The following is a 22,925-nucleotide window of genomic DNA, read 5'->3' as shown; positions in this document are numbered from 1 at the left end:
CCCGGCCGGTCGGCGGTTGCAACGATCCTTCGATGACGACCTTCACCGGCCCCGACGGCACCCCGCTCGGCTACCGCGTCCTCGGCGAGGGCGAGCCGCTGCTCGTCCTCGCCGGCGGCCCGATGCGCGACGCCGCGTACCTCGGCGACCTCGGCGGCCTCGGCGCGCACCGCGCCCTGCACGTCCTCGACCTGCGCGGCACGGGCCGATCGGCACGCCCGGCCGACCCGGCGGGCTACCGGGTCGACCGGCAGGTGGCCGACGTCGAGGCGTTCCGGGCGCACCTCGGGCTCGACCGGGCCGACCTCCTCGCCCACTCCGCCGGCTGCTCGCTCGCCACCCTGTACGCGCTGCGGCACCCCGGGCGCACCGGCCGGCTGGTGCTGGTCACGCCCAGCCTCCGGATCCTCGGCGGCACCGCCACCGAGGACGACTACCGCGAGGCGGCCGAGGCCCGCGGCCTCGCCGACGAGGAGTGGTACCCGGCCGCCCGGGCCGCCGTCCGCGCCGCCTTCACCGGCGGCGCCGCCGACCCCGACGCCGTGGCGCCGCTCTTCCACGGCGACTGGAACGCCACCGCCCGCGCCCACGAGGCCGACTGCGCCGTCCAGAGCCACCCGGAGGCCGCCGCGGCGTACCACGCCGGCGGCTTCCGGCCCGCCGCCGTCCGCGCCGCCGTCGCCGAACTCCCGGTGCCGACGCTGCTGTTGGCCGGCGAGTACGACCCCGACCCGCGGCCCGGGGCGGTCCGCGCCGCGGCCGCGCTGTTCCGCCACGCCCGTGCCGCCGTCCAGCCCGGCGCCGGCCACTACCCGTGGCTCGACGACCCGGCCGCCTTCACCCGTACGGTGGCCGCCTTCCTCGCGGGCTGACGCCGCGGGCCGTAGGGTCTCCGGCCGTACGGTCTCGGGCCGTACGGTCGCCAGCTGTACGGTCGAGGACCCCGCGGCCGCCGGATCAGTCCCGGCGGGCCGTGTGGACGGTCATCGCGGACAGGTAGAAGGCGTCCGGACGGTGCAGGATGCCGGTGGGGGCGTCCTCGGCGAGCAGGGTCTCCAGGGTGGCCCGGTCCTCGGCGTCGAGCTGCTCGGCGAGCTGGTCGTGGCGCCGGGTCAGCTGGGTGTGCAGGTAGCCGCGGACGGGCCCGGCGAGCGGGGCGGGGTGGTCGACCAGGAAGGTGCGGGTGCCGGTCGGGGTCAGTCCGGCCCGCCGCAGCATGGCCGGCCAGTCCTCGATCTCCTGGGTGCTGCCGGGCAGTTCGGCCCGCATGGCGGTGAAGCCGTCCTCGTGGGCGGCGTCCATCCGGGCCTGGAAGCCGGGCCGGCCGAGGCCGAAGTCGCGCGGCAGGTAGCGCGCCGGCAGGCCGCTCTCCGCGACGGCGAGCAGACCGCCGGGCCGCAGCACCCCGGCGAGCGAGGTGAGCGCGGCCTGCTGGTCGCCCAGGTGGTGGACGGCGTTGCCGGACCAGATCAGGTCGGCCTCGCCGAGCTTGCCGAACTCCTCGGGCAGGTCGGCCTGTTGGGTGCCGAGCCGACCGCCGGAGCGGGTCCGGGCGCGCTCCAGCAGGGCGGCCGACTGGTCGACCGCCACCACCTCGGCCGCCGGGAAGACCTCCGCCAGCAGTCCGGCGATCACCCCGGGGCCGCTGCCGACGTCGAGGACCCGCCGCACCTCGCCCTCCCCGTGCAGGCCGAGCAGCCACCGCCCGGCCTCGGTGACGGCGCCGGCCCGCAGGTGGGCCTCCAGCTCCAGGTGCGCGGCGAGCGCGTCCCAGTCGAGGTCGGCGGCGGGAACGTGCCCGTGGCCGTGGGAGTGCCCATGGGAGTGGGAGTGGGAGTGGCCGTGCTGCTGCGCTGACATCCGGATTCTCCGATCGTGGGTGGGTTGACGAAAGCTTCCCGCTCAGGCGGGCAGGGCGGCGCCGGACGCGCGGTACCTCCGCACCGCCCGGTCGAGTTCCTCCGCCACGAGGTCGTGGTCGAGCGCGAAGGCCGCCGCCGCGCCCATCCCGGCGGCGGTGACCACCTGGGCACGCGGGTCGGCGACGTTGCCGACCGCCCAGACGCCGGGGAGGCTGGTGCGGCCGGTCCGGTCGGTGGTGACCCAGCCGTCGTCGTCCCGGGCGCAGTCGAGGCCGAAGAGCAGCGCGTCCCGGGGCACCGGCCGCGGGAAGACGAACACCGCCTCGCGCGGCACCACCTGCCCGGTGGCGAGTTCGACGCCGCGCAGCCGCCCGTCGTCGGACACCAGGCGGACGATCCGGCCCTCGACCACCCGGACGTCCCGGGCCGCGAGCCGTTCCCGCTCGGCGTCCGTCAGCGCCAGGGTGTGCGCGAGCAGCACCACGTCCGCCGACCACTGCCGCAGCAGCAGCGCCTGGTTGACCGCCCCCGGGCCGGTGCCGAGCACCCCGAGCGGGCGGTCGCGGACCTCCCAGGCGTGGCAGTACGGGCAGTGCAGCACGTCTTGGCCCCACCGCTCGACCAGGCCCGGCAGCTCCGGCAGCCCGTCCCGCAGCCCGGTGGCGACGACCACCCGGCGCGCGTGCAGCACCGGCCCGCCGGCCAGGTGGACCACGAAGCCCGACCCGGCGGACCCGGCCGGCTCGGCGGACTCGATGTGATCGCTGTGCTCGACGGACTCGATGTGATCGCTGTGCTCGACGGACTCGATGTGCTCGACCCGGGCGTCGATCAGGTCCACCCCGTACCGGGCGACCTCCTCCCGCCCGACCGCCAGCAGCGCCGCCGGGGGCATGCCGTCCCGGCTCAGGTAGCCGTGCATGTGGGCGGCTGGCGCGTTGCGCGGCTCGCCGGCGTCCACCACGGCGACCCGGCGACGGGCCCGGCCCAGCACCAGCGCGGCGTTCAGCCCCGCCGCTCCGGCGCCGACCACCACCACGTCGTAGCGCTCGCGTTCCCCGATCCCGGTCGTCCCGGGTGTCCCGGTCGTTCCTGTCGTCCTGACCGTTCCTGCCATCCCTGCCGTCTCGCCCATGGCGCTCACCTCCACCGCCAGGCTGCGGCCCGCCCTACAACATCGGCAAGGTTTGTTGCCGCCTCAGCAAACCGCTGCGAGGTCACCCCCTCGTCCGCCGCCAGTACGACCGGGCGGCCACCGCCAGCGCGACCCCGTACCCGGCGAACCCGCACATCCCGACCCAGGAGATCTCCAGCGCGCTCTGCTCACTGGCGAACTCCCCCAGCCTGATCCGCGTCACCCCGGCGGTGCACAGCGTCAGGTAGCCGATCCCGACCACCCCGTACGGCGCCAGCGAAGCCGCGCCCAGCAGGGCCGGGGTGAGCGGCAGCCAGCGCGGCACCCGGCGGCCGCGCAGCGGCAGGGTCCAGCGCGGGAAGACCTGCCCCCACGGGCGGACCAGTCCCCAGAGCAGGAACACCCCGAGCAGCGCCAGCAGCACGGTGCCGTCGAGGCCCCGGCGTTCCAGGGCGAGCCAGAGCCCGGAGGAGCCGTTGTGCACGTAGCTCGCGTACATCTGGTCGCCGCTGATCCCGGCGAAGCTGCCGCCGAACGCCCAGAGCAGCTTCATCAGCACGTACGGAACGAACGCCAGCGTGCCCGCCCAGGCGGCGAGTTGGACGATCGGCGGGGCCGCTGCGGGAGCCGGCGCCACCCGTTCGGCCCGGCCGTCCGGGCCGCCGCGGGCACCGGGCCGCAGCCCCGGGGCGGTGCGGGCCAGCAGCACCGCCCCCACCGCCGCCAGGGTGCGCTCCACCGCGTCGGGGACGCTGTCCACCCGCTGGCCGAACAGCAGCGTCACCAGGTCCATCAGCAGGCCCCAGGCCCCGACCGCGGCCGCCCCGCAGACCAGCCACAGCAGCCACCGCAGCCCCCGCACCGGCTTTCGCCGCACCACCGCCACGCCGGCGGCCGCCGAGGCGACCCCCACGGCGGCCACCACCCACCCCGGCCAGTCCGCCCCCAGCAGCCGCGTCCCGCCCAGCGCGCACCCCAGCCCGAACCCGGCGTACCCGAGGCCCCAGCCGGTCACCGCCCACCCGTTCCTCACCATGCCGACAGGCTCGCCCGCGCCGCCCCCGCCGCTCCTCCCCCGGTGCGGTGATCCGGCTCCCCCACCCGAGGGAGCCGAGCCGCGTTTGCGCTGGAGCGCACTCCAACTCCTAATCTCTGACACACAACTGATCGCCAACCAGGGGGAACGGCCATGCGCTACCGCGTTCTCGGCGGCACCGGCATCGAGGTGAGCACCTACTGCCTCGGCACCATGATGTTCGGCTCCGTCGGCAACTCCGACCACGACGACTGCGCCCGGATGATCGACACCGCGGTCGACCGGGGCATCAACTTCATCGACACCGCGGACATGTACTCGGCCGGCGAGTCCGAGGAGATCGTCGGCAAGGCACTGGCCGCCCGTGGCGACCGCGACGAGATCGTGCTCGCCACCAAGGTGCACTTCCCGATGGGCGAGGGCCACAACCGGGGCGGCAACTCGCGGCGCTGGATCGTCCGCGAGGTCGAGGAGAGCCTGCGTCGGCTGCGGACCGAGTGGATCGACCTGTACCAGGTCCACCGACCGGACCACACCACCGACATCGAGGAAACCCTCTCCGTCCTCGGCGACCTCGTCCGGGCGGGCAAGATCCGCGCCTTCGGCTGCTCCACCTTCCCCGCCGAGCAGATCGTGGACGCCCATCACGTCGCCGAGCGCCGCGGCCTGCAGCGCTTCCGCACCGAGCAGCCGCCGTACTCGCTGCTCGCCCGGGGCGTGGAGCGCGACGTGCTGCCCGTCGTCCAGCGGCTGGGCATGGGCGCGCTGACCTGGGGCCCGCTCGCCGGTGGCTTCCTGACCGGCCGCTACCGCAAGGACCGCCCGATCGACCTCACCCGCGGCCGGGCCGCCCTCCACCCGCACCGCTTCGACCCGGAGCTGCCCACCACGGCGGCCAAGCTGGAGGCCGTCGAGGCCCTCACCGCCCTCGCCGAGGAGCTCGGCCGCACCCTCCCCGAGCTGGCCACCGCCTTCCCGGCGGCCCACCCGGCCGTCACGTCGGTGATCATCGGCCCGCGCACCGCGGCGCAGCTCGAATCGGCCCTCAAGGCCGCCGACCTGGTCCTGGACGACGCCACCCTCGACCGCATCGACGCCATCGTCCCGCCCGGCACCGACCTCTACCGGGCCGACGGCGTCTGGCAGCCCCCGGCCCTCACCACCCCGGCCCTGCGCCGCCGCCCGGTGTCCGACCGCCCCGCGGCCTGAGTCCCCGGCCCTCCCCGTCTCCTCCCGCCTCTCCGGCCTCCGCCCGCCCGGCCACGACGGCCGGGCGGGCCGGAACTCACCCCCTCGGGGCGGCGAAGCAGTGGACGGTGACGGTGCGTCCGGAGGCCCACCGCTGGTCGCCGCCGCCGAGGTGGGTCCAGCCGAGGCGGCGGTAGAGGGCCACGGCGGCGGTGTCGGTGGCGAGCACGTCGAGCACGGGGTGCAGGCCGAGCGCCCGCGCGTGCGCCACGGCACAGGCCAGCAGCCGGGCGCCGACCAGGTGGCCGCGCGCCCCGGGGGCGACGTAGAGCCGGCCGATCACGGCGGTGAGCTCCGGGCGGCCGCCGGTGCGCCCGCTCCACAGGACGGGGGCGAGGTCGCCCGGGGCGCTGCGGGCCAGGCCGACGTGTCCGCTGAGCCGGCCGTCCGACTCGGCGATCCAGGCGGCGAGCAGGCCGTCCGGGGTCAGCCAGGCGGCGGGGCGGTCGGGCCAGTCGGCGGGATAGCCGTCGACGGTGTGGACGTCGCCCAGCACCCGGACGCAGTCGGCGAGGTCGTCGGCGCGGCGCGGTCTGACGACCACCCCCGCCCCGGCCTGCCCTGGTTCGGACGCGACGACGGTGGCGCGTTCTTCGAGGTCTGCCATGCCGGTACGTTACCGGCCGGCCCTCACCGTCGCAGCAGGTCGACGACCCCGGTCAGGTCCTCGCCGCCGCCACCGACCTCCAGTCGGCGCTCCATCAACCGGAAGTACGGTTCGAGGAGTTCGGCACTCACCCGCTGCTCCTCGGCGGTGCGCAGCAGCGTCTCCTTGCCGGCCACCTGCATCGCCAGATTGGACACCACGTCCCGGGCGTAGTCGCCGCTCTCCAGCTGCGCCGCCGTCCTGGCCACCGAACCGGACATCGCGGCCAGCCAGTCGCCCAGCAGCGGCGCCAGCCCGCTCGGCGCCACGGCCTCGCCGCGGACCAGCGCGAAGGCGTGCGCGATCCCGGCGAACATCCCGTACATCCCGCTGAGCAGCGCCACGTCGTGCAGCGCCGCGTACCCGGCGTCGGCGCCCACGTAGCGGGTGCCGGCCGGGACGGCGAGGGTGCCCCCGTGCTCCTCGAACAGCTCGGACGAGCCGCTGTAGAACACGTACGCCCCGGCCGCCGGGACGCCGATCATCGGCGGGACGGCCATGATCCCGCCGTCCAGGTAGCGGGCGCCGCGCTCCTCGGCCCAGGCGGCCCGGGCACGGGCCTGCCCGGGAGTGCTGGTGACCAGGTTGACCAGGTCCTTGCCGGTCAGGTCGACGCCGTCCAGCGCCGCCGGCACGGAGGCGTCGTCGAGCAGGCAGACGACGACCAGCCGGTTCGCGGCGACGGCCCCCGCGACGGTGGCGGCGACGGTGGCGCCGCGGGCGGCGAGTCCGTCGGCACGGGCGGCGGTGCGGTTCCAGACGGTCAGCGGGTGCCCGGCGGCGAGCCAGGCCTCGGCCAGCGCGGTGCCCATCGCGCCGAGGCCGAGCAGGGTGAGCGGGGTCCTGGGGGTGTTCTCAACGGGGTTGGTTGCCATGGCAGTCAGCCTCCGCGCCGGCCCTGGAAACGATCAAGTACGCACTTCGAAGTGGGTGGTTACCCTGGGGTGAGCATCGAGCTGGCAGGGGCCGGAAGGGGTGGGCATGGCGATCGTGTCGAGGCCTGGGGCGCACGTCTGCGGGACCGACGCCGCGATGGACGTGATCGGCGGCAAGTGGAAGGTGTCGATCCTCTGGGCCCTGGGCGAACGCCCGCACTGCCGCTTCGGCGAGCTGCGCCGGCTGCTGCCGGGGATCACCGAGAAGGTGCTGGCCGCGCACCTGCGCGAGATGGAGGCGCACGGCATCGTGCATCGGGAGGCGTACGACGAGGTGCCGCCCCGGGTCGAGTACGCGCTGACCGGGGCGGGGCGCCGCCTCAACACGGCGCTGGGGCCGCTGGGGGACTGGGGGCGGGAGCACGTCCTGGGCGAGGCGCCCCGCCCGGCGTAGCGCGGCCCGGCGCAGCGCGGCCCGGGCCTACGCGATCGCGGCCGACACCACCGCCGCCACCGCGATGTTGCAGGCCGCGGACACCCACACCGCCGGGTGCGGCTCCGGATCGACCAGGATCTCGCCGAGCCTGCCCGGCGTCAGCAGGTCCACCAGCCAGAACGCGACGGCCATCAGCACCAGCCCGAGCAGGCCGTAGCAGGCCGTCGACACCAGGCCCTTGGCGAAGTCGGCATAGGTGTACATGATCGCGGTGAAGACGATGCCGCCGATGCCGAGCAGGGCGGAGCTGAGCAGGACGGCGGCGTTGCGGTTGCGCTCGACCCAGATCTGCCGGCCGAGCTTGCCGGGCGTCAGCAGGTCGACCAGGCCGATGCCGAGGAGCAGCAGCACCACGCCGAGGGTGCCGTAGGCCGCCGCCGCACCGAGCCCGTGCAGGATGTCGTTCATCGTGGTTCCAGCCCCCGGTCCGCTCACGCCGTCCCCCTCGACCAGGCCGGTCGGGGCCCCCGACCGGCCTGGTCAAGGGTTGGCAAAAGATACCCCACCCGGGTGAGGGGCGGACCGGAGGCCGGGAAACCGGGGACGGGTCAGTCCTCCTCCTGCACCAGGTGGTCGACGCAGGCCGCGACGGCCAGCAGCAGACCGGCGTCCGCGCCGTCGGCGATCTCCACCCCGTAGGTGTCCCGGATCCGGAACCACTTGCGGCTGATCCGGGCCAGCTCGTCGCCGTGCTGGTTCTCGACCCGGTAGTCCTTGTCGATCAGGTTGCCGTGGATCTTCAGCTCGCCGCCGGAGGCCAGCTCCACCAGGTACTTGTCCCGGAACGGGGTGAACAGCTTCTCCCGGACGGTGGCGACCACCTCGCCGTCGGCGTCCTCGATCCTCATCGCGTCGCGGACGGTGAGCATCTTCTCCCTCACCACCGCGACCACCCGCCCGTGCGCGTCCTTCAGCTCGAAGGTGTCCCGCAGCCGCAGGACCTTGCCGTCCACCAGGAACGCCTTGTGCCCCCGGTCGTCCTCGATCCAGTAGTCGTCGCCGACCGCGAACAGCTTCTCCCTGACCAGATACCGCACCGTGCGACCTCCTCCGTGTTGACGTCGCCCCATTCGACCCCGAGCGCCCGGCCGCGGAGAAGCACCGCCACGGAGCACCGGCCGAAAACCCCGTCGCACGGCGGCCCCCGATCCCCTTCAATACCGCCATGCACCCCGACCTCACCAACGGCCTCACCAGCGGCCTCACCACCGCCGAGCTGCGCAGCGAGCGCCTCGACCTGCTGCCGATCGCCCCCGGGCACGCCGAGGAGCTGGCGGCCGCGCTCGCCGACCCGGCCCTGCACGCCTTCACCGGCGGCCGCCCGGCCACCGTCGAGGAGCAGCGCGCCCGCTGCGCCCGGCTCGCCGCCGGCTCCCCCGACCCGGCCGAGGCCTGGGGCAACTGGGTGCTGCGGCTGCGCGCCGACGGCGCCCTCACCGGCTACGTGCAGGCCACCGTCCGCCCCGACGCCTCCGAGGCCGAGGTCGCCTGGGTGGTCGGCACCCCCTGGCAGGGCCGCGGCCTGGCCACCGAGGCCGCCCGCACCCTGCTCGCCCACCTCGCCGACGCCGGCGTCACCACCACTGCCGCCCACATCCACCCCGACCACCACGCCTCCGCCGCCGTCGCCCGCGCCCTCGGCCTGCACCCCACCGCCCGCACCCAGGACGGCGAGACCCGCTGGCAGTCCGACCTCACCCGGCACGCCCGGAATGCGGGCACCCGGCGTGCGGTTTGATTGACGCATGGCATCTCGTGCACGTGTACGCGCCCCCGAGCTGGTCGGGGCAGGCGGTTGGCTGAACACCGGCGGCAAGGAGCTCGCGCTCGCCGACTTCCGGGGCAAGATCACCATCCTGGACTTCTGGACCTTCTGCTGCATCAACTGTCTGCACGTCCTGGACGAGCTGCGGGAGCTGGAGGAGAAGCACCGCGACACCGTGGTGATCGTCGGGGTGCACTCGCCGAAGTTCGTGCACGAGGCCGACCACCAGGCGGTCGTCGACGCCGTCGCCCGCTACGAGGTGCACCACCCGGTGCTGGACGACCCGGCGCTGGTGACCTGGAAGCAGTACGCCGTCCGGGCCTGGCCGACGCTGGTGGTGATCGACCCGGAGGGCTACGTGGTCGCCCAGCACGCCGGCGAGGGCCACGCCCACGCGCTCGCCCGGCTGGTCGAGGAGCTGGAGGCCGAGCACGCCGCGAAGGGCACGCTGCGCCGCGGCGACGGCCCGTACGTGGCGCCGGAGCCGAGCGCCGGGGACCTCAAGTTCCCCGGCAAGGCGGTCCGGCTGCCGAACGGCCACTTCCTGGTCGCCGACTCCGGCCACCACTCGCTGGTCGAGCTGGCCGAGGACGGCGAGACGGTGGTGCGCCGGATCGGCGACGGGCAGCGCGGCCTGGTGGACGGCGACGGCGCGGACGGCGCCGGCCCGCGGTTCAGCGAGCCGCAGGGCCTCGCGCTGCTCCCCGAGGGCCACCCGTACGACTACGACGTGGTCGTGGCCGACACCGTCAACCACGCCCTGCGCGGTGTCCGCCTCGCCGACGGCCGGGTGACCACCCTGGCCGGCACCGGCCGCCAGTGGTGGCAGGGCTCGGCCACCGAGGGCCCGGCCCGCGAGGTGGACCTCTCCTCGCCGTGGGACGTCGCCTGGTTCGACGGCCGGGTGTGGATCGCGATGGCCGGCGTGCACCAGCTGTGGTCGTACGACCCGGCCGCCGGCACCGTCGCGGTCGCGGCCGGCACCACCAACGAGGGCCTGGTGGACGGGTCCGCCGCCGAGGCCTGGTTCGCCCAGCCGTCCGGCCTCGCGGTGTCGGCGGACGGCGAGCGGCTCTGGGTCGCCGACTCCGAGACCTCCTCGCTGCGCTGGGTTTCACGTGAAACAAAGGCGGTCCGCACCGCCGTCGGCACCGGCCTGTTCGACTTCGGCCACCGCGACGGCGCGGCCGGTCAGGCACTGTTCCAGCACCCGCTGGGCGTCACCGTGCTGCCGGACGGCTCGGTGGCCGTCGCCGACACCTACAACCACGCGCTGCGCCGCTACGACCCGGCGAGCGGCGAGGTCAGCACCCTGGCCACCGACCTGCGCGAGCCCTCCGGGGCGGTCCTGGTGGACGGGGACATCGTGGTGGTCGAGTCGGCCCGGCACCGGCTGACCAGGCTTCGGCTGCCGGAGGAGGCGGTGCAGGTCGAGTCGGTGGCGCACCGCACCCGGCGCGCGGCCACCGAGGTCGCCCCGGGCGCCTTCCGGCTGGACGTGGTCTTCGAGGCGCCGAACGGCCAGAAGCTGGACGAGCGCTACGGCCCCTCCACCCGGCTGCTGGTCAGCGCGACCCCGCCCGAGCTGCTGGTCTCCGGCGCGGGCGCGGACACCGACCTCTCCCGTGAACTGGTGCTCTCCGCCGAGGTCACCGAGGGCGTGCTGCACGTCTCGGCGATGGCCGCCTCCTGCGACGACGACCCGGAGATCGAGTACCCGGCCTGCCACGTGCACCAGCAGGACTGGGGCGTGCCGGTGACGCTGGTGGCCGACGGCGCCCGCCGCCTGCCGCTGGTCCTCGCCGGGATGGAGTAACACCGGACGACGCGCGGCTTCGCGGAACGGCGCGGAACGACGCGAAGGGGCCCGGCGGACGACCGCCGGGCCCCGCTCGCCGCCGTTCTCAGCCCTCCAGGAAGGCCTTGAGCGCGCTCGCCAGCAGGTACGGGTCCTCCGCCCCGCACAGCTCGCGCGCCGAGTGCATGGAGAGCGCCGCGATGCCGCAGTCCACCGTCCTGATGCCCAGTCGCGCCGCCGTGATCGGGCCGATCGTCGTCCCGCAGGGCATGGCGTTGTTGGAGACGAAGCTCTGCCACGGCACGCCGGCCTTCTCGCAGGCGGCCGCGAACACCGCCCGGCCGACGCCGTCGGTCGCGTAGCGGTTGTTGACGTTGACCTTGAGGATCGGCCCGCCGTTCGGCATCGGGTGGTGGCCCGGCTCGTGCCGCTCGCTGTAGTTCGGGTGGACGGCGTGGCCCATGTCCGAGGAGAGGCAGACGGTGCCGGCGAGCGCCCGGGCCCGGTCCTCGGTGGTGCCGCCGCGCGCGTGGATCGTCCGGTCCATGACGTTGCCGAGCAGGGGGCTCTGCGCGCCGGTGTCGGACTCGCTGCCGGTCTCCTCGTGGTCGAAGGCGGCCAGCACCGGGATGTACGGCAGGTCGGCGGCGCCGTCGGCGGTGGCGACGGCGGCGAGCGCGGCGGTGGCGGCGTGCACCGAGAGCAGGTTGTCCAGGCGCGGGGCGGCCAGCAGCTCGCGGTCGCGGCCCAGGTAGGAGGCGGGCTGGACGTCGTGGGTCATGAGGTCCCAGCCGACCACGTCGGCGGCGGTCAGACCGGCCCGCCCGGCGACGTAGGAGATCAGCGCGCCCTCGTCGACCGGGCCGAGGCCCCAGATCGGGGTGAGGTGGCGCTGCTTGTCGAGCTTCATGCCCTCGTTGACCTGGCGGTCCAGGTGGATGGCGAGCTGCGGGACGCGCAGCAGCGGCTCGTCCAGCTGGACCAGCCGGACGGTGCCGTCCTTGAGCGCGAGCCGGCCGGAGAGGCCGAGGTCGCGGTCGAGCCAGGTGTTCAGCGGGACGCCGCCGTAGATCTCCACCGCGACCTGCCGCCAGCCCTCGGAACCGGTGTCCGGGACGGGCTTGACCCGCAGGTTGGGCGAGTCGGTGTGGGTGCCGACGATCCGGAACGGGGTCTCGGGGCCCGCCCCCTGCGGCAGGTACCAGGCGATCAGCGCGCCCCCGCGGATCAGGTAGCGCCCGCCGGCCGCGTCGTCCCACGCGTCCGTCTCGGCGACCTGCCGGAAGCCCGCCTTCTCCAGCCGCTCCGCGGCGCTCGCCACCGCGTGGTACGGCGAGGGCGAGGTACCGAGGAACGCGATCAGGTCGTCGCTGTGCGTCCGGTCGAAAAATGCCTGGCGGGCGGCGGTCGACATACTGCTCCTGGGTCGAGTGAGGGCCGAAGCCGGATGGGGAGTCGACTTCGCACCTGAGCATATGCCCGTACACGGACACGGCATTCGGAACGCCTCAACCGCGAACCGGCCCGCGCGGCCGGTGGTTTCCGTCCTCCTGACCGCGGCCGCGGACACACCGAAGGGCCCGGTGGCAGCCGGGCCCTTCGGTGCGAGGGTGTGTCAGGCGGTTCGAATGCCGGGAGGCGTCCCGCCCGGCGCGCCCGGGAAGGGCGGTGGCGGGTGGCCCCGGGACGGGTGGCCTAGAAGGCCTCCTCCGCCAGCTCCATGATCTCGTTGTCGATGCCCTCGGCGATCAGTCGCTGCGGGGCGACGGTCGGCAGGACGTTCTTGGCGAAGAAGCGGGCCGCCGCGACCTTGCCCTGGTAGAAGGGGACGTCCTTCTCCGAGGCGCCGGCCTCCAGCTTGGCCAGGGCCACCGCGGCCTGGCGCAGCAGCAGCCAGCCGACCACGACGTCGCCGGAGACCATCAGCAGGCGGGTGGTGTTGAGGCCCACCTTGTACATGTTCTTGACGTCCTGCTCGACCGAGGTCAGGTCGGCGATCAGCTTGCCGACGATGGCCTCCAGGTCGCCCGCGGCCTTGGCGAGCAGGTCGCGCTCGGCGGCCAGGGCGTCGCCGCCCTCGGCGGAGCCGATGAACTTCTGGATCTGCTCGTTCAGCGCGGTGAGCGCCTGGCCGCCGTCCTTGACGATCTTGCGGAAGAAGAAGTCCTGGCCCTGGATCGCCGTGGTGCCCTCGTACAGGGTGTCGATCTTGGCGTCCCGGATGTACTGCTCGATCGGGTACTCCTGGAGGTACCCGGAGCCGCCGAAGGTCTGGAGCGACTGGGCGAGCTGCTCGTAGGACTTCTCCGAGCCGTAGCCCTTGACGATCGGCAGCAGCAGGTCGTTGAGGCGCTCGGCGGCCTCGTCGCGCTCGCCGCGCAGCTTGGCGGCCATCATGTCGTCCTGGGTGGACGCGGTGAACAGGACCAGCGCGCGCATGCCCTCGGCGTAGGCCTTCTGGGTCAGCAGCGAGCGGCGCACGTCCGGGTGGTGGGTGATGGTGACGCGCGGGGCGGTCTTGTCCAGGAACTGCGATATGTCGGCGCCCTGCACGCGCTCCTTGGCGTACTCCAGGGCGTTCAGGTAGCCGGTGGAGAGGGTGGCGATGGCCTTCGTGCCGACCATCATGCGGGCGAACTCGATGATCTTGAACATCTGGCGGATGCCGTCGACCTTCTCGCCGAGCAGCCAGCCCTTGGCCGGGTGCTTGGCACCGAAGGTCATCTCGCAGGTGTTCGAGGCCTTGAGGCCCATCTTGTGCTCGACGTTGGTGGCGTAGACGCCGTTGCGCTCGCCCAGCTCGCCGGTCTCCCAGTCGAAGTCGAACTTGGGGACGATGAACAGGCCCAGGCCCTTGGTGCCCGGCTTGCCGCCCTCGGGGCGGGCCAGCACCATGTGGATGATGTTCTCGGACATGTCGTGCTCGCCCGAGGTGATGAAGCGCTTCACGCCCTCGATGTGCCAGGAGCCGTCCTCCTGCTGGATCGCCTTGGTGCGGCCGGCGCCCACGTCGGAGCCCGCGTCGGGCTCGGTGAGGACCATGGTGGAGCCCCACAGGCGGTCGGTCATCCGCTTGGCGACCTCGAGCTGCTCCTCGGTGCCCTCCTCGGCGATGACGCCGGCGAAGGCCGGGCCGGAGGAGTACATCCAGATGGCCGGGTTGGAGCCCAGGATCTGCTCGGCGAAGGCCCAGATCAGCGAGTTCGGGGTGACCTGGCCACCGATCGACTCCGGGATGCCCAGACGCCACCACTCGGCGTCCATGAAGGTCTGGTAGCTCTTCTTGAAGGCGGCCGGGACCGGCGCGGTGTTGGTCTCCGGGTCGAACACCGGCGGGTTGCGGTCGGTGTCGGCGAAGGACGCCGCGAGGTCGTTCTCGGCGAGGCGTGCGATCTCGCTGAGGATGTTCTTCGCGGTCTCGACGTCCATGTCCGCGAACGGTCCGGTGCCGTACACCTGCTCGCGGCCGAACACCTCGAAGAGGTTGAACTCCACGTCCCGCAGGTTGGACTTGTAGTGACCCATGGCCGTTATCTCCGGTTCGTCGCTTCCGGGAGACCGCCGCGTTCCGGCGTCCCGTACCCACCAGTAGGCATCATGATGCTACCCAGCGGTAACTTGGGCAAGCCCCCGCCGGTGAATCCGCTATGAACGTGGTCACGTCCCACAGTCGGGGCGACCACTCCTTGTCAGGATCGATGCCAGCACAAGAGGGTGCGCTCCCGCTAGCCTGTCCGTGTGTACGGATATGACCAGAACACATACCCGGGCGACCCCTACCAGCAGCAGGCGGGACCGCAGCAGGGCATGAACGGCATGCCCGGACCCGACGCCTACGGCGGGCAGTCGCAGGCCCCCCAGCAGTCCCTGTACCCCGAACCCTCGCCGCCCTCACTCGCGGACGCCGTGCGGGCCTTCACCACCGGCTCGATGGCGGTCGAGGACTTCCAGGCGATCTTCATCACCTCGAAGGTGCACTGCCCCCGCGGCGACCGCCCCGGCTTCCTGGCGCTGCACAACACCCCGACGCCGGTGATCCCGATGTTCAGCTCGCTGAAGGAGCTGCGCCGCTACGCGGGCAAGGAGTCCAAGCACTTCACCGTGACCGGCGCCGAGGTCCTGGACCTGCTGCCGACCGGCTACGGCTTCGCGCTGGACATGGAGGGCGAGCACCGGATGGTGTTCGACGCCAAGGCCGTCGAGCAGATGGTCGACTTCACGATGCGCCGGATGTACGGCTGACCCATCCTGGAAGAGGAGCCCCCGCTCCTCCGTCACTACATAGTTCAATTTTCAACTTGCTTGTTGTTGAGAATTGAACTAACCTCGTGCACGTAGGCCAGACACCCCCCGAAGGAGGCCGACATGCCCGCCGTGACCGTCGACAACCCGCTGACCCTCCCGCGCGTCACCACGCCGGACCCCGCCGTCACGAGCGCACGGCCGGTCCTCACCGTGGCGACCGCCCCCGAGGGCTTCGAAGGCGAGGGCTTCCCCGTCCGCCGCGCCTTCGCCAAGATCAACACCAAGTACCTCGACCCGTTCATCATGATGGACCAGATGGGCGAGGTGGACTACGCGGCCGGCGAGCCCAAGGGCACCCCCTGGCACCCGCACCGCGGCTTCGAGACCGTCACCTACATCATCGACGGAACGTTCATCCACCAGGACTCGCACGGCGGCGGCGGCACCATCACCGACGGCGACACCCAGTGGATGACGGCCGGCTCCGGCCTGCTGCACATCGAGAGCCCGCCGGAGTCGCTGGTGATGTCCGGCGGCCTCTTCCACGGCCTCCAGCTGTGGGTGAACCTGCCCGCCTCGGACAAGATGATCGCCCCGAAGTACCAGGACATCCGCGGCGGCAGCGTCAAGCTGCTCAGCACCGAGGACGGCGGCGCCCTGCTCCGGGTCATCGCGGGCGAGCTCGACGGCCACCAGGGCCCCGGCACCACCCACACCCCGATCACCATGATCCACGCGTCGATCAGCCCCGGCGCCCAGATCACCCTGCCCTGGCGCGCCGACTTCAACGCCCTCGCCTACGGCCTCGCGGGCAGCGGCTCGGCCGGCACCGAGCGGCGCCCGTTCCACATGGGCCAGGCCGTCGTCTTCGGCGACGGCGACTCCATCACCCTGCGCGCCGACGAGAAGCAGGACTCGCGCAACGCCAACTTCGAGGTCGTCCTCCTCGGCGGCCTCCCGATCCGCGAGCCCGTCGCCTGGTACGGCCCGTTCGTGATGAACAGCCACCGCGAACTCCAGCAGGCCATGGAGGACTTCCAGGCCGGCCGGCTCGGCACCGTCCCCGCCGACGGCCACTGAGGGCCCGGAGCGGAAACGGCGGAACGGTCGCAGGTGTCGCCTGCGGCCGTTCCGCCGTTCCGCCGTTCTGTCGTTCTGTCGTCTCTGCGCCGCCCGACCCGGCGCGCGGTCCGGGTCCCGGCTCCGCTACAGCAGCGCGTAGAGGGCCGAGGCGTCGTCGTGCGTCTTGCCGCGCGGCCAGCGCTCGCAGCCGGCGTCCGCCCGCTCCACCGCCCGGACCTGGGCGATCAGCTCGCCCGGCCCCGACTCGGCGAGCAGCCGCAGCACGTCGCCCCAACTGCCCAGCCCGAAGCGCTCGGTGTAGCGCGAGGCACCGTCGGTGAGGGCCGCCAGCGCGTGCAGCCGGTCCAGCCGGACGAAGCCGGTCTCGGCGTGCTCGGCCGCCCGGGGGCTCGCGGCGGCGATCCACGGGCCGGCGCCCCGGTTGCGGGCGGCGCGTACGGCCATCGCGTACTCCAGGTGCAGCGCGGCCCGCTCGGCCGAGCCGGGGACGGTCTCCCAGACCTGGTGGCGCAGCTCCTCCCCGCCGGGGAAGCGCTGGTTGTCCCCGATCACCTTCGGCGGACCGTCCTTCAACTCCAGCACCAGCAGGGAGTCGCCGAGCACCAGGTACTCCAGCGCCTCGCCGTGCCGCCGGGCCGCGACGACCATCGCGGCGGGGGTGTTGGGGTGGGCGAGGTCGCAGCGGCCGCCGTGCAGCGCGGCCGTCTCCACGATGGCGTCGGCCAGGCACTCGGCGATCGAACGGTCCGCCCGGTCGGTGAGCCGGGCGAGCAGGTGCACGCCCAGCCGGCGCACGTACCAGGCCGTCCCGTGCCGGCACCCGGACTCCAGACCGGCCGGCGAGCTCGCGCCGTCCAGCAGGACCAGCGCCTCCGGCGAGGCCGCCACGAAGTCCTCGCTCTCGCGGTCGGGCCGCCGTGCTTCCCCTGCGAGCTGTAGCTGCATCCCGACAGTGTGGCCGCCGCGCGTGGCCCGCGCCCAGACCCGTGCGCCGGTGTGGCGCGGGCCGGGGCGCGACGCCCGGTGGCAGCCGGGGTGATTCGGCCATACCGTCGGACAGTGACCGGACGATTCGGCCAATCGGAGCGGGCCGGGTTTGGGATCACCTTCGGGTGTCCGGGCCGCCCGCGACTGACGAGGAGCGGAAGATGTTCTGGCAGTTCATCGTGTTGCTGGCCGCCTCGCTCGGCTTCCCGACCGCCGCCCTGCTCTTCCTGATCGGCGGGCCGCGCTTCCCCGACGAGCAGCGCGGCCCCGACACCCGGGGCACCGGGGCCACCCGGGCGTCCTAGGGTTTCCGGGATCCCCTGCGTCCCGGAAACCCTAGGACGCCCTGCAGCCCCGCGCCCCGAGCCGCTACGGCTTCCAGGCCGGGTCGCGGCCGAGCAGCGCCAGGGCGCGGTCGAACCGGCCGTCGCCGCCGCCGGGTTCGAGCCCCGGGCCGAAGGCCCGGCCGGGCGCCCGGTGTTCCTCGGTGTTCGGGACGGCCTCGGTCACCGTCAGCAGCGCGGCGGCCAGCGCGTCGTCGCCGTCCACCGCCGCGACCAGCCCGTCCGCGGTGCCCAGCACTGCGGCGACGTCCCAGCCGTGCACCAGGGTGTCCAGCAGGTGGAAGCCCACCGCCTGGGTGAACGGGAACGGGCCGCCGTCGCGGATCTCGGGCAGCCAGAGCGGCCGGTCCTCGGCTGCCGCCGCCCGGAAGGCCTCGACGAGGTCGGTGCCGGTGCGGCGGAAGGCGCCCGCCGGGTCCGCGCCGAGCGGGGCGTCCGCGAACAGCGCGAGGTCGGGCCCGGCACCGCGGGCGGCCGCGGCGAAGCCCTGGTGCTGGCCGACGCAGTGCTCCAGCAGCTTGCGCAGCGTCCACCCGGCGCAGGGGGTGGGCAGGTCGAGCTGGTCCGGCCGTAGGCCGTCCACCACCTGGACGGCCAACTCCATGGCCTGTGCGTGCAGTTCGACGATCCTCATGCGACAGCGACCTCCCGGCCGGCAGAGATGAATCCGATCACCTGATCAACGACGGTCGGCTCCGCGATGATCCTGCGGTGGCCGAGCCCCTGAGTGACCACCAGGTCCAGCCGCTCCCCGTACGCCCCGCGCAGCCGCTGCGCCTCGCTCGGTGGGACGATGCCGTCGCCCTCGTCGTGCACCACCAGCACCGGCCCGGCGACCGCCTCGACCCGGCGCGCCGCGTCGTAGCGTTCCCAGCCCCCGGCGTCCCCGCCGAACAGCTCCCGCTCGATCCGCTCCCGCAGCGCCCGCTCGACCTCGGCGTTCAGCCCGAGCCCGGCACAGAACGCGGCCGGGAAGAAGCCGACCCGGGACACCCCGGAGACGGCCGCCAGCCGCCCGGCCCGCAGGCCGTCGGCCAGCGCCCCGAAGGCCGCGCAGACGCCGAGCGAGTGCGCCACCACAGCCTCGAACGGCCCGTACCGCTCCTGGAGTTGCAGCGCGAGCTCGCGGTACTCCAGCACGCTGGTGGTCCGGCCGCCGGAGTCGCCGTGGCCCGGCGCGTCGAAGGCGACGGCGCTCAGCCCGAGCGCCCGCAGCCGGGGCACGTACGGGGCGAACCGGGAGGCCCGGGAGCGCCAGCCGTGCAGCAGCAGGACCGGCCGCTCGCCGCTCCCCCAGCGGTAGCCGACCACCGGTTTGCCGCCCACGGCGAGCCGCTCGGTGACCGCCCGCCCGTGCACCTCCCGCTCCGAGTCGCGCACCCGGCTGCGCCGCACCGGGTGCATGAACAGTTCGAAGGCGGCCCGCCCGGCCAGGCCGGGAGCGATCCGGGCCGTGGGGTTGAGGGTCGTACGGATCAGTGCCTGAACCGGGTCCATCGGATCTCCCTGCTCTCCGCGCTCCTTGTCACGCCTCGCTCGCGGCGAGATATTAGCACGACCGTTCGTGCAGTTTTCAGAGGCTTTCCGAGGACCCAGAGGTCCACGCACTAACCTGGGCGGCACGCACGACGAGCAGAACAGGGGCGGACGATGGCCGGACCGACCACCGACGGACGGGTCCTGCGCGGCGAGGAGACCCGCCGGGCGGTGCTGCGCCGCGCCGTCTCCATCGCCTCCGTCGAGGGCCTGGACGCGCTCTCCATCGGCCGCCTCGCCACCGACCTCGGGCTCAGCAAGAGCGGCGTCTTCGCCGGCTTCGGCTCCAAGGAGGAGCTGCAGCTCGCCACCGTCCGGGCCGCCCGCCGGATCTTCGCCGACGCCGTCGTCGCCCCGGTCGCCGACGTCCCGCCCGGCCTCGCCCGGGCCCGCGCCCTCTGCGAGAGCTGGCTCGCCTACTCCCGCGCCCGGGTCTTCCCCGGCGGCTGCTTCTTCTACGAGGTCACCGCCGAGTTCGACGCCCGCCCCGGCCCCGTCCGGGACGCCCTGGCCGGCTGCGCCCGGGAGTGGTCCGACACCGTCGTCGAGGCCCTCGACGCCGCCCGGGCCACCGGTGGCCTGCGCCCCGACACCGACCTCGGGGACCTCGCCTTCGCCCTGATCGCGGTCCTGGAGACGGCCAACTCCCAGGCCGTGCTGCACGACGAGGACGCCCCGTACGAGCGGGCCGGCCGCCTGCTGCTGCGCCTGCTGCGCGCCGAGGCCACCGACCCGGCCGACCCGGCGCTCGCCCAGGGGCGTGTCTGACAATTCCCGCCGGGTGCGCGAATTGTCAGAGACGCCCTAACGCCCCGCCAATACCCCTTCGATGAAGGCCGCCTGGGCCAGCAGCCGCTCGTCGCCGCCCACCGCGCCGACCACCTGGAGCCCCAGCGGCAGCCCCTCCGCGGTCCGCCCGGCCGGCAGGCTCAGCGCGGGCCGCCCGAGGAAGCTCCACGGCAGCGACATCACCGCGTCCCCGGTGCTGTGCAGGCCCTCCGGCGCCCCGCCGGTCGCCGAGGGCGCCAGCCACAGGTCCACCCCGGCCGCCGCACCCGCCGCGGCCACCCGTTCGACCAGCCGCTCCCGGAACCGCAGGGCGGCCTCCCGGTCCTCGGCCGCGACGGCCCGGCCGGCCCGGATGCCCGCCACCGTCTCCGGCCGGTAGAGCCCGCCGAAGCGGGCGAACCAGTCGACGTGGCCGCGGGCCAGCTCGAAGCGGTTGACCGTCTGCAGCCGCCGGGTGATCCCGGCGAAGTCGGGGAACAGCTCGACCCGGCGCACCGTGAACCCGGCCCGCGCCAGCCGTGCCAGCTGCTCCTCGAAGGCCTGCAGCGCGGCCGGTTCGGCGTACTCCAGGTACGTGCCGTCCGGCACCCCGAGCACGGGTCCGGGCGACTCGCCGCGCTCCGGCCGCCAGTCGTCGCACAGCAGCGGGGCCACCAGGGCGGCGCCCGCCAGGTCGGCGGTGAAGGTCCCCAGGGTGTCGAAGCTCGGCGCGTTCGGGATCACCCCCGCGATCGGGATCCGCCCGTACGTCGGCCGGAAGCCCACCACCCCGCAGTACGCGGCCGGGCGGATCACCGAGCCGACCGTCTGGGTGCCGATCGCCAGCGGCACCAGCCCGGCCGCGACCGCCGCCGCCGAACCGCTGCTGGAGCCGCCCGGGGTGTGCCCCGGACGGTGCGGATTGCGGGTCGGGCCCGGGGCGCTCGCGGCGAACTCGGCGGTCACCGTCTTGCCCGCGACCAGCGCCCCCGCCGCCCGCAGCCGGTCCACCACCACGGCCTGCGGCCCGGCCAGCACCCCGGGCGGCAGCGCCGAACCGCCGTGCGTGGGCAGCCCGTCCACGCGCACGATGTCCTTGACGCCCACCGCCACCCCGTACAGCGGCGGCCGCCCGTCCGGCTCCGGGTACCGCGCGGCCAGCTCCCGCGCCTGCGCCCGCAGCCGCTCGTGCCGGCCGGGCTCCGGCACGAACGCGTGGATCAGCGGGTCCACCCGCTCGACCAGCGCGCACAACCGGTCGACGTACTCGGAAAGTTCCGGCACACCGGCGCGCAGCCCGGCGGCCTCGTCGGTCAACGGCCGCGGCCGGACGAGGGATTCCTCCATGCCGAGCACGGTAGCGCCGTTTACGGGTGCTCGGCCGCCAGGTACGGCGCCTCGCGCAGGAAGTACGCCCCACAGGTGTGGCAGCACAGCTCCGGGGTCTTCCCCCAGTCCACCGCCGACCGCACCCGCGCCTGCGGATCGAGCTCGCGGCCGCACATCGCCACGCTCTCCTCACCCCGGACCACGTGCCACAGCCGCACCCCGCCGGCCTCGCCGCCGGCGCCGTACTCGGCTCGCATCTGGTGCATCATGCCCCCCATCGTCCGACCGCCGCGCGCGCCCGGCAACCGGAGGACGGCAGAACGTCCCCTGGTCGAAATCCAGCCACAGCAGCACGGTAGGGTGCGCGGTCGCGACCAGTGCCAACGGCTCGGCCATGGCCTCAATTCGCCTGATTTCAGCCAAATTTCATCCAAAAATGGGGGACCTTCACCGTGCGCAATTCCCGACTCCTGGCCGCGTCCACGCTGGTGGCACTCTCGCTCGGCGCCACCGTCGGCGCCGCCACCGCCGGTGCCGTGGGCATCACCGCCTCTCCGAGCGCCGGCGCCACGGCCACGCCGTCGGCCTCCACCCCGCCGAGCGCCGGCGCCACCACCCCCGGCAGCCCGGCCCCGACGGCCACCGCCAAGCCGACGAACCTGCCGACCCGGCCGGTGCCGACGCCGACCGTCGACAACCGCTGCCACGGGGGCGTCTACCAGAGCAACCTGCTCAAGGTCACCGGCACCGGCCTGTACGGCACCACCCTGGTCAAGGGCGGCCAAGCCGCCGAGATGACCATGACCTGGGAGAACAAGAGCGGCGTCGACCTCCCCGTCGTCCACAACTCCCTCTACGTGACCGATGAGTTCGGGGACCGTCCGGTCCAGTGGAGCACCGAGTTCTTCGACGTCCAGCTGGACACCGGGTCCGGCTGGAAGCCCGCCAAGCTCGACGACCGGGCCCTCCTGGTGCCCGACTTCAAGCTGGCCAAGGGCGAGAAGATCACCTACAAGGTCCGGATCGCCGCCACCGCCAAGGCCCCGGTCGGTCACTACGGCGCGAACTACGAAGCCGGCTCGGACGCCTTCGACAACGACAAGGTCCCGACTCCGGCCAACAACAAGCCGCAGGCGTGCACCCAGTTCCTCGACGACTACCTGGGCGAGTTCAACGTGGGCGAGGCCGGTGCCACGACGGCCACCACCGCCCCGGCCACCAACGCCCCGGCCGCCACCGCCTCCCCCTCGCCCTCCGGCGGCCCGCACCTGGCCGAGACCGGCTCCAGCTCCAGCACCCTGCCGATCGCCCTCGGCGGCGCGGCCGTCCTGGCCGTCGGCGCCGGCACCCTGGTCGCCCTGCGCCGCCGCAAGTCGGCCACCCGGAGCTGACCCTCCCCGGTCGACCCCGAGGGGCGCGGGCCCACAGCCCGCGCCCCTCGTCGTTTCCGGCCGCCGGGCCCCACACGCCCTACGACGCCGCGCGCAGCAGCGCCCCGTCCTGCCACTTCAGGATCTTGTCGAAGCTGACGATCGCCCCGCGCAGCGGGTGGTTGCGCAGCTGGACGTGGTCGGTGAGCGCGTGGATGAGGAAGAGGCCGCGGCCGGATTCGGCGGTGAGGTCGGGGAGGGTGTCCAGGTCGACCGGGCGCAGCGTCGGGGCACTGGGACGGCAGGGCAGAACGTGGGTGTCGTACGGGTGGCCGTCGCGGCGGGGACGGTGGGCGGCGAGGACGCGGGCCGGGACGGTGGCGCGGCCGCGGCGGGTGCGGC

Annotated in this window: 24 protein-coding genes and 1 pseudogene; 10 read left to right on the top strand and 15 right to left on the bottom strand. The window is 74.0% G+C overall.

Features of this window, described 5'->3' with window-relative positions:
• Positions 1-32 precede the first annotated feature (32 nt).
• Complete coding sequence (locus tag ACFWJ4_RS22010; RefSeq protein WP_380546256.1) at positions 33-872, top strand: alpha/beta fold hydrolase; 840 nt, start codon at positions 33-35, stop codon at positions 870-872.
• Between the two features lie 85 nt (positions 873-957).
• Here the strand turns inward: ACFWJ4_RS22010 and ACFWJ4_RS22005 are convergent, their stop codons facing one another.
• From ACFWJ4_RS22005 to ACFWJ4_RS21995, 3 genes are all read right to left on the bottom strand, one after another.
• The gene (locus ACFWJ4_RS22005; RefSeq protein ID WP_380546254.1) at positions 958-1,860 is read right to left on the bottom strand and encodes a class I SAM-dependent methyltransferase; all 903 of its coding nucleotides are present in this window, start codon (positions 1,858-1,860) and stop codon (positions 958-960) included.
• A gap of 42 nt (positions 1,861-1,902) precedes the next feature.
• Positions 1,903-2,997: an NAD(P)/FAD-dependent oxidoreductase gene (locus ACFWJ4_RS22000; protein WP_380546252.1), complete on the bottom strand. Its 1,095-nt coding sequence runs from the start codon at positions 2,995-2,997 to the stop codon at positions 1,903-1,905.
• Between the two features lie 82 nt (positions 2,998-3,079).
• A complete protein-coding gene (locus ACFWJ4_RS21995; protein ID WP_380546250.1) occupies positions 3,080-4,033 on the bottom strand; it encodes a hypothetical protein in 954 nt (317 codons plus the stop codon).
• A gap of 153 nt (positions 4,034-4,186) precedes the next feature.
• On the opposite strand from ACFWJ4_RS21995, the gene ACFWJ4_RS21990 reads away from it, so the two are divergent.
• Positions 4,187-5,242, top strand: coding sequence for an aldo/keto reductase (locus tag ACFWJ4_RS21990; RefSeq protein WP_380546248.1), 1,056 nt, complete (start codon positions 4,187-4,189; stop codon positions 5,240-5,242).
• A gap of 76 nt (positions 5,243-5,318) precedes the next feature.
• Here ACFWJ4_RS21990 and ACFWJ4_RS21985 read toward each other — a convergent pair whose 3' ends face one another.
• On the bottom strand, positions 5,319-5,888 hold the full coding sequence (locus ACFWJ4_RS21985) for a GNAT family N-acetyltransferase (protein WP_380546247.1): 570 nt from the start codon (positions 5,886-5,888) through the stop codon (positions 5,319-5,321).
• Between the two features lie 23 nt (positions 5,889-5,911).
• The gene (locus ACFWJ4_RS21980; protein ID WP_380546245.1) at positions 5,912-6,802 is read right to left on the bottom strand and encodes an NAD(P)-dependent oxidoreductase; all 891 of its coding nucleotides are present in this window, start codon (positions 6,800-6,802) and stop codon (positions 5,912-5,914) included.
• Between the two features lie 106 nt (positions 6,803-6,908).
• On the opposite strand from ACFWJ4_RS21980, the gene ACFWJ4_RS21975 reads away from it, so the two are divergent.
• Entirely contained in the window at positions 6,909-7,256 is a 348-nt protein-coding gene (locus ACFWJ4_RS21975) for a winged helix-turn-helix transcriptional regulator (RefSeq protein ID WP_380546243.1), read from the top strand.
• Positions 7,257-7,283: 27 nt separating this feature from the next.
• Here ACFWJ4_RS21975 and ACFWJ4_RS21970 read toward each other — a convergent pair whose 3' ends face one another.
• Together ACFWJ4_RS21970 and ACFWJ4_RS21965 are read right to left on the bottom strand one after the other, a co-directional pair.
• A complete protein-coding gene (locus tag ACFWJ4_RS21970) occupies positions 7,284-7,706 on the bottom strand; it encodes a DUF350 domain-containing protein (protein ID WP_359898002.1) in 423 nt (140 codons plus the stop codon).
• Between the two features lie 140 nt (positions 7,707-7,846).
• Positions 7,847-8,335 carry an LURP-one-related/scramblase family protein gene (locus ACFWJ4_RS21965; protein WP_380546241.1) on the bottom strand — a complete coding sequence of 163 codons (489 nt, stop codon included), beginning with the start codon at positions 8,333-8,335 and terminating at the stop codon, positions 7,847-7,849.
• 128 nt (positions 8,336-8,463) lie between these two features.
• Between ACFWJ4_RS21965 and ACFWJ4_RS21960 the strand changes: the two genes are divergently transcribed.
• Entirely contained in the window at positions 8,464-9,036 is a 573-nt protein-coding gene (locus ACFWJ4_RS21960; protein WP_380546239.1) for a GNAT family N-acetyltransferase, read from the top strand.
• 7 nt (positions 9,037-9,043) lie between these two features.
• Entirely contained in the window at positions 9,044-10,879 is a 1,836-nt protein-coding gene (locus tag ACFWJ4_RS21955; RefSeq protein ID WP_380546237.1) for an NHL domain-containing thioredoxin family protein, read from the top strand.
• Between the two features lie 88 nt (positions 10,880-10,967).
• Here ACFWJ4_RS21955 and ACFWJ4_RS21950 read toward each other — a convergent pair whose 3' ends face one another.
• Positions 10,968-12,275 (bottom strand): M18 family aminopeptidase, encoded by a 1,308-nt coding sequence (locus ACFWJ4_RS21950; RefSeq protein ID WP_380546235.1) that lies wholly within the window; start codon positions 12,273-12,275, stop codon positions 10,968-10,970.
• Between the two features lie 281 nt (positions 12,276-12,556).
• Entirely contained in the window at positions 12,557-14,386 is a 1,830-nt protein-coding gene (locus ACFWJ4_RS21945) for an acyl-CoA dehydrogenase (RefSeq protein ID WP_380546233.1), read from the bottom strand.
• 213 nt (positions 14,387-14,599) lie between these two features.
• Here ACFWJ4_RS21945 and ACFWJ4_RS21940 point away from each other — a divergent pair, with 213 nt between their 5' ends.
• Together ACFWJ4_RS21940 and ACFWJ4_RS21935 are read left to right on the top strand one after the other, a co-directional pair.
• Positions 14,600-15,103: an SseB family protein gene (locus ACFWJ4_RS21940; RefSeq protein ID WP_380546231.1), complete on the top strand. Its 504-nt coding sequence runs from the start codon at positions 14,600-14,602 to the stop codon at positions 15,101-15,103.
• Positions 15,104-15,226: 123 nt separating this feature from the next.
• Positions 15,227-16,186, top strand: coding sequence for a pirin family protein (locus ACFWJ4_RS21935; RefSeq protein ID WP_380546229.1), 960 nt, complete (start codon positions 15,227-15,229; stop codon positions 16,184-16,186).
• 126 nt (positions 16,187-16,312) lie between these two features.
• Here the strand turns inward: ACFWJ4_RS21935 and ACFWJ4_RS21930 are convergent, their stop codons facing one another.
• Positions 16,313-17,134: an integrase gene (locus ACFWJ4_RS21930; RefSeq protein WP_359898011.1), complete on the bottom strand. Its 822-nt coding sequence runs from the start codon at positions 17,132-17,134 to the stop codon at positions 16,313-16,315.
• A gap of 203 nt (positions 17,135-17,337) precedes the next feature.
• Between ACFWJ4_RS21930 and ACFWJ4_RS21925 the strand changes: the two genes are divergently transcribed.
• Positions 17,338-17,481, top strand: a complete 144-nt coding sequence (locus ACFWJ4_RS21925; protein ID WP_380546227.1) for a hypothetical protein — start codon at positions 17,338-17,340, stop codon at positions 17,479-17,481.
• A 64-nt stretch (positions 17,482-17,545) separates the two neighbouring features.
• Here ACFWJ4_RS21925 and ACFWJ4_RS21920 read toward each other — a convergent pair whose 3' ends face one another.
• Positions 17,546-18,154 carry a TIGR03086 family metal-binding protein gene (locus ACFWJ4_RS21920; RefSeq protein WP_380546225.1) on the bottom strand — a complete coding sequence of 203 codons (609 nt, stop codon included), beginning with the start codon at positions 18,152-18,154 and terminating at the stop codon, positions 17,546-17,548.
• Complete coding sequence (locus ACFWJ4_RS21915) at positions 18,151-19,017, bottom strand: alpha/beta hydrolase (protein ID WP_380546223.1); 867 nt, start codon at positions 19,015-19,017, stop codon at positions 18,151-18,153. Before ACFWJ4_RS21915 ends, ACFWJ4_RS21920 begins: the two co-directional genes overlap by 4 nt.
• A gap of 153 nt (positions 19,018-19,170) precedes the next feature.
• Here ACFWJ4_RS21915 and ACFWJ4_RS21910 point away from each other — a divergent pair, with 153 nt between their 5' ends.
• Entirely contained in the window at positions 19,171-19,824 is a 654-nt protein-coding gene (locus tag ACFWJ4_RS21910; RefSeq protein WP_380546222.1) for a TetR/AcrR family transcriptional regulator, read from the top strand.
• Positions 19,825-19,860: 36 nt separating this feature from the next.
• Here ACFWJ4_RS21910 and ACFWJ4_RS21905 read toward each other — a convergent pair whose 3' ends face one another.
• Positions 19,861-21,171, bottom strand: coding sequence for an amidase (locus tag ACFWJ4_RS21905; protein WP_380546220.1), 1,311 nt, complete (start codon positions 21,169-21,171; stop codon positions 19,861-19,863).
• A gap of 20 nt (positions 21,172-21,191) precedes the next feature.
• Entirely contained in the window at positions 21,192-21,422 is a 231-nt protein-coding gene (locus ACFWJ4_RS21900) for a hypothetical protein (RefSeq protein ID WP_359898022.1), read from the bottom strand.
• Positions 21,423-21,605: 183 nt separating this feature from the next.
• Here ACFWJ4_RS21900 and ACFWJ4_RS21895 point away from each other — a divergent pair, with 183 nt between their 5' ends.
• A complete protein-coding gene (locus tag ACFWJ4_RS21895) occupies positions 21,606-22,544 on the top strand; it encodes an LAETG motif-containing sortase-dependent surface protein (protein ID WP_380546218.1) in 939 nt (312 codons plus the stop codon).
• Positions 22,545-22,623: 79 nt separating this feature from the next.
• Here the strand turns inward: ACFWJ4_RS21895 and ACFWJ4_RS21890 are convergent.
• Positions 22,624-22,925 (bottom strand): annotated as a pseudogene (locus ACFWJ4_RS21890) (hypothetical protein); the annotation flags it as partial.

It is taken from the genome of Kitasatospora sp. NPDC127067 (assembly GCF_042724755.1).
Lineage (GTDB): Bacteria > Actinomycetota > Actinomycetes > Streptomycetales > Streptomycetaceae > Kitasatospora > Kitasatospora lactacystinica.
This window is presented reverse-complemented; position numbering and strand designations above follow the sequence as displayed.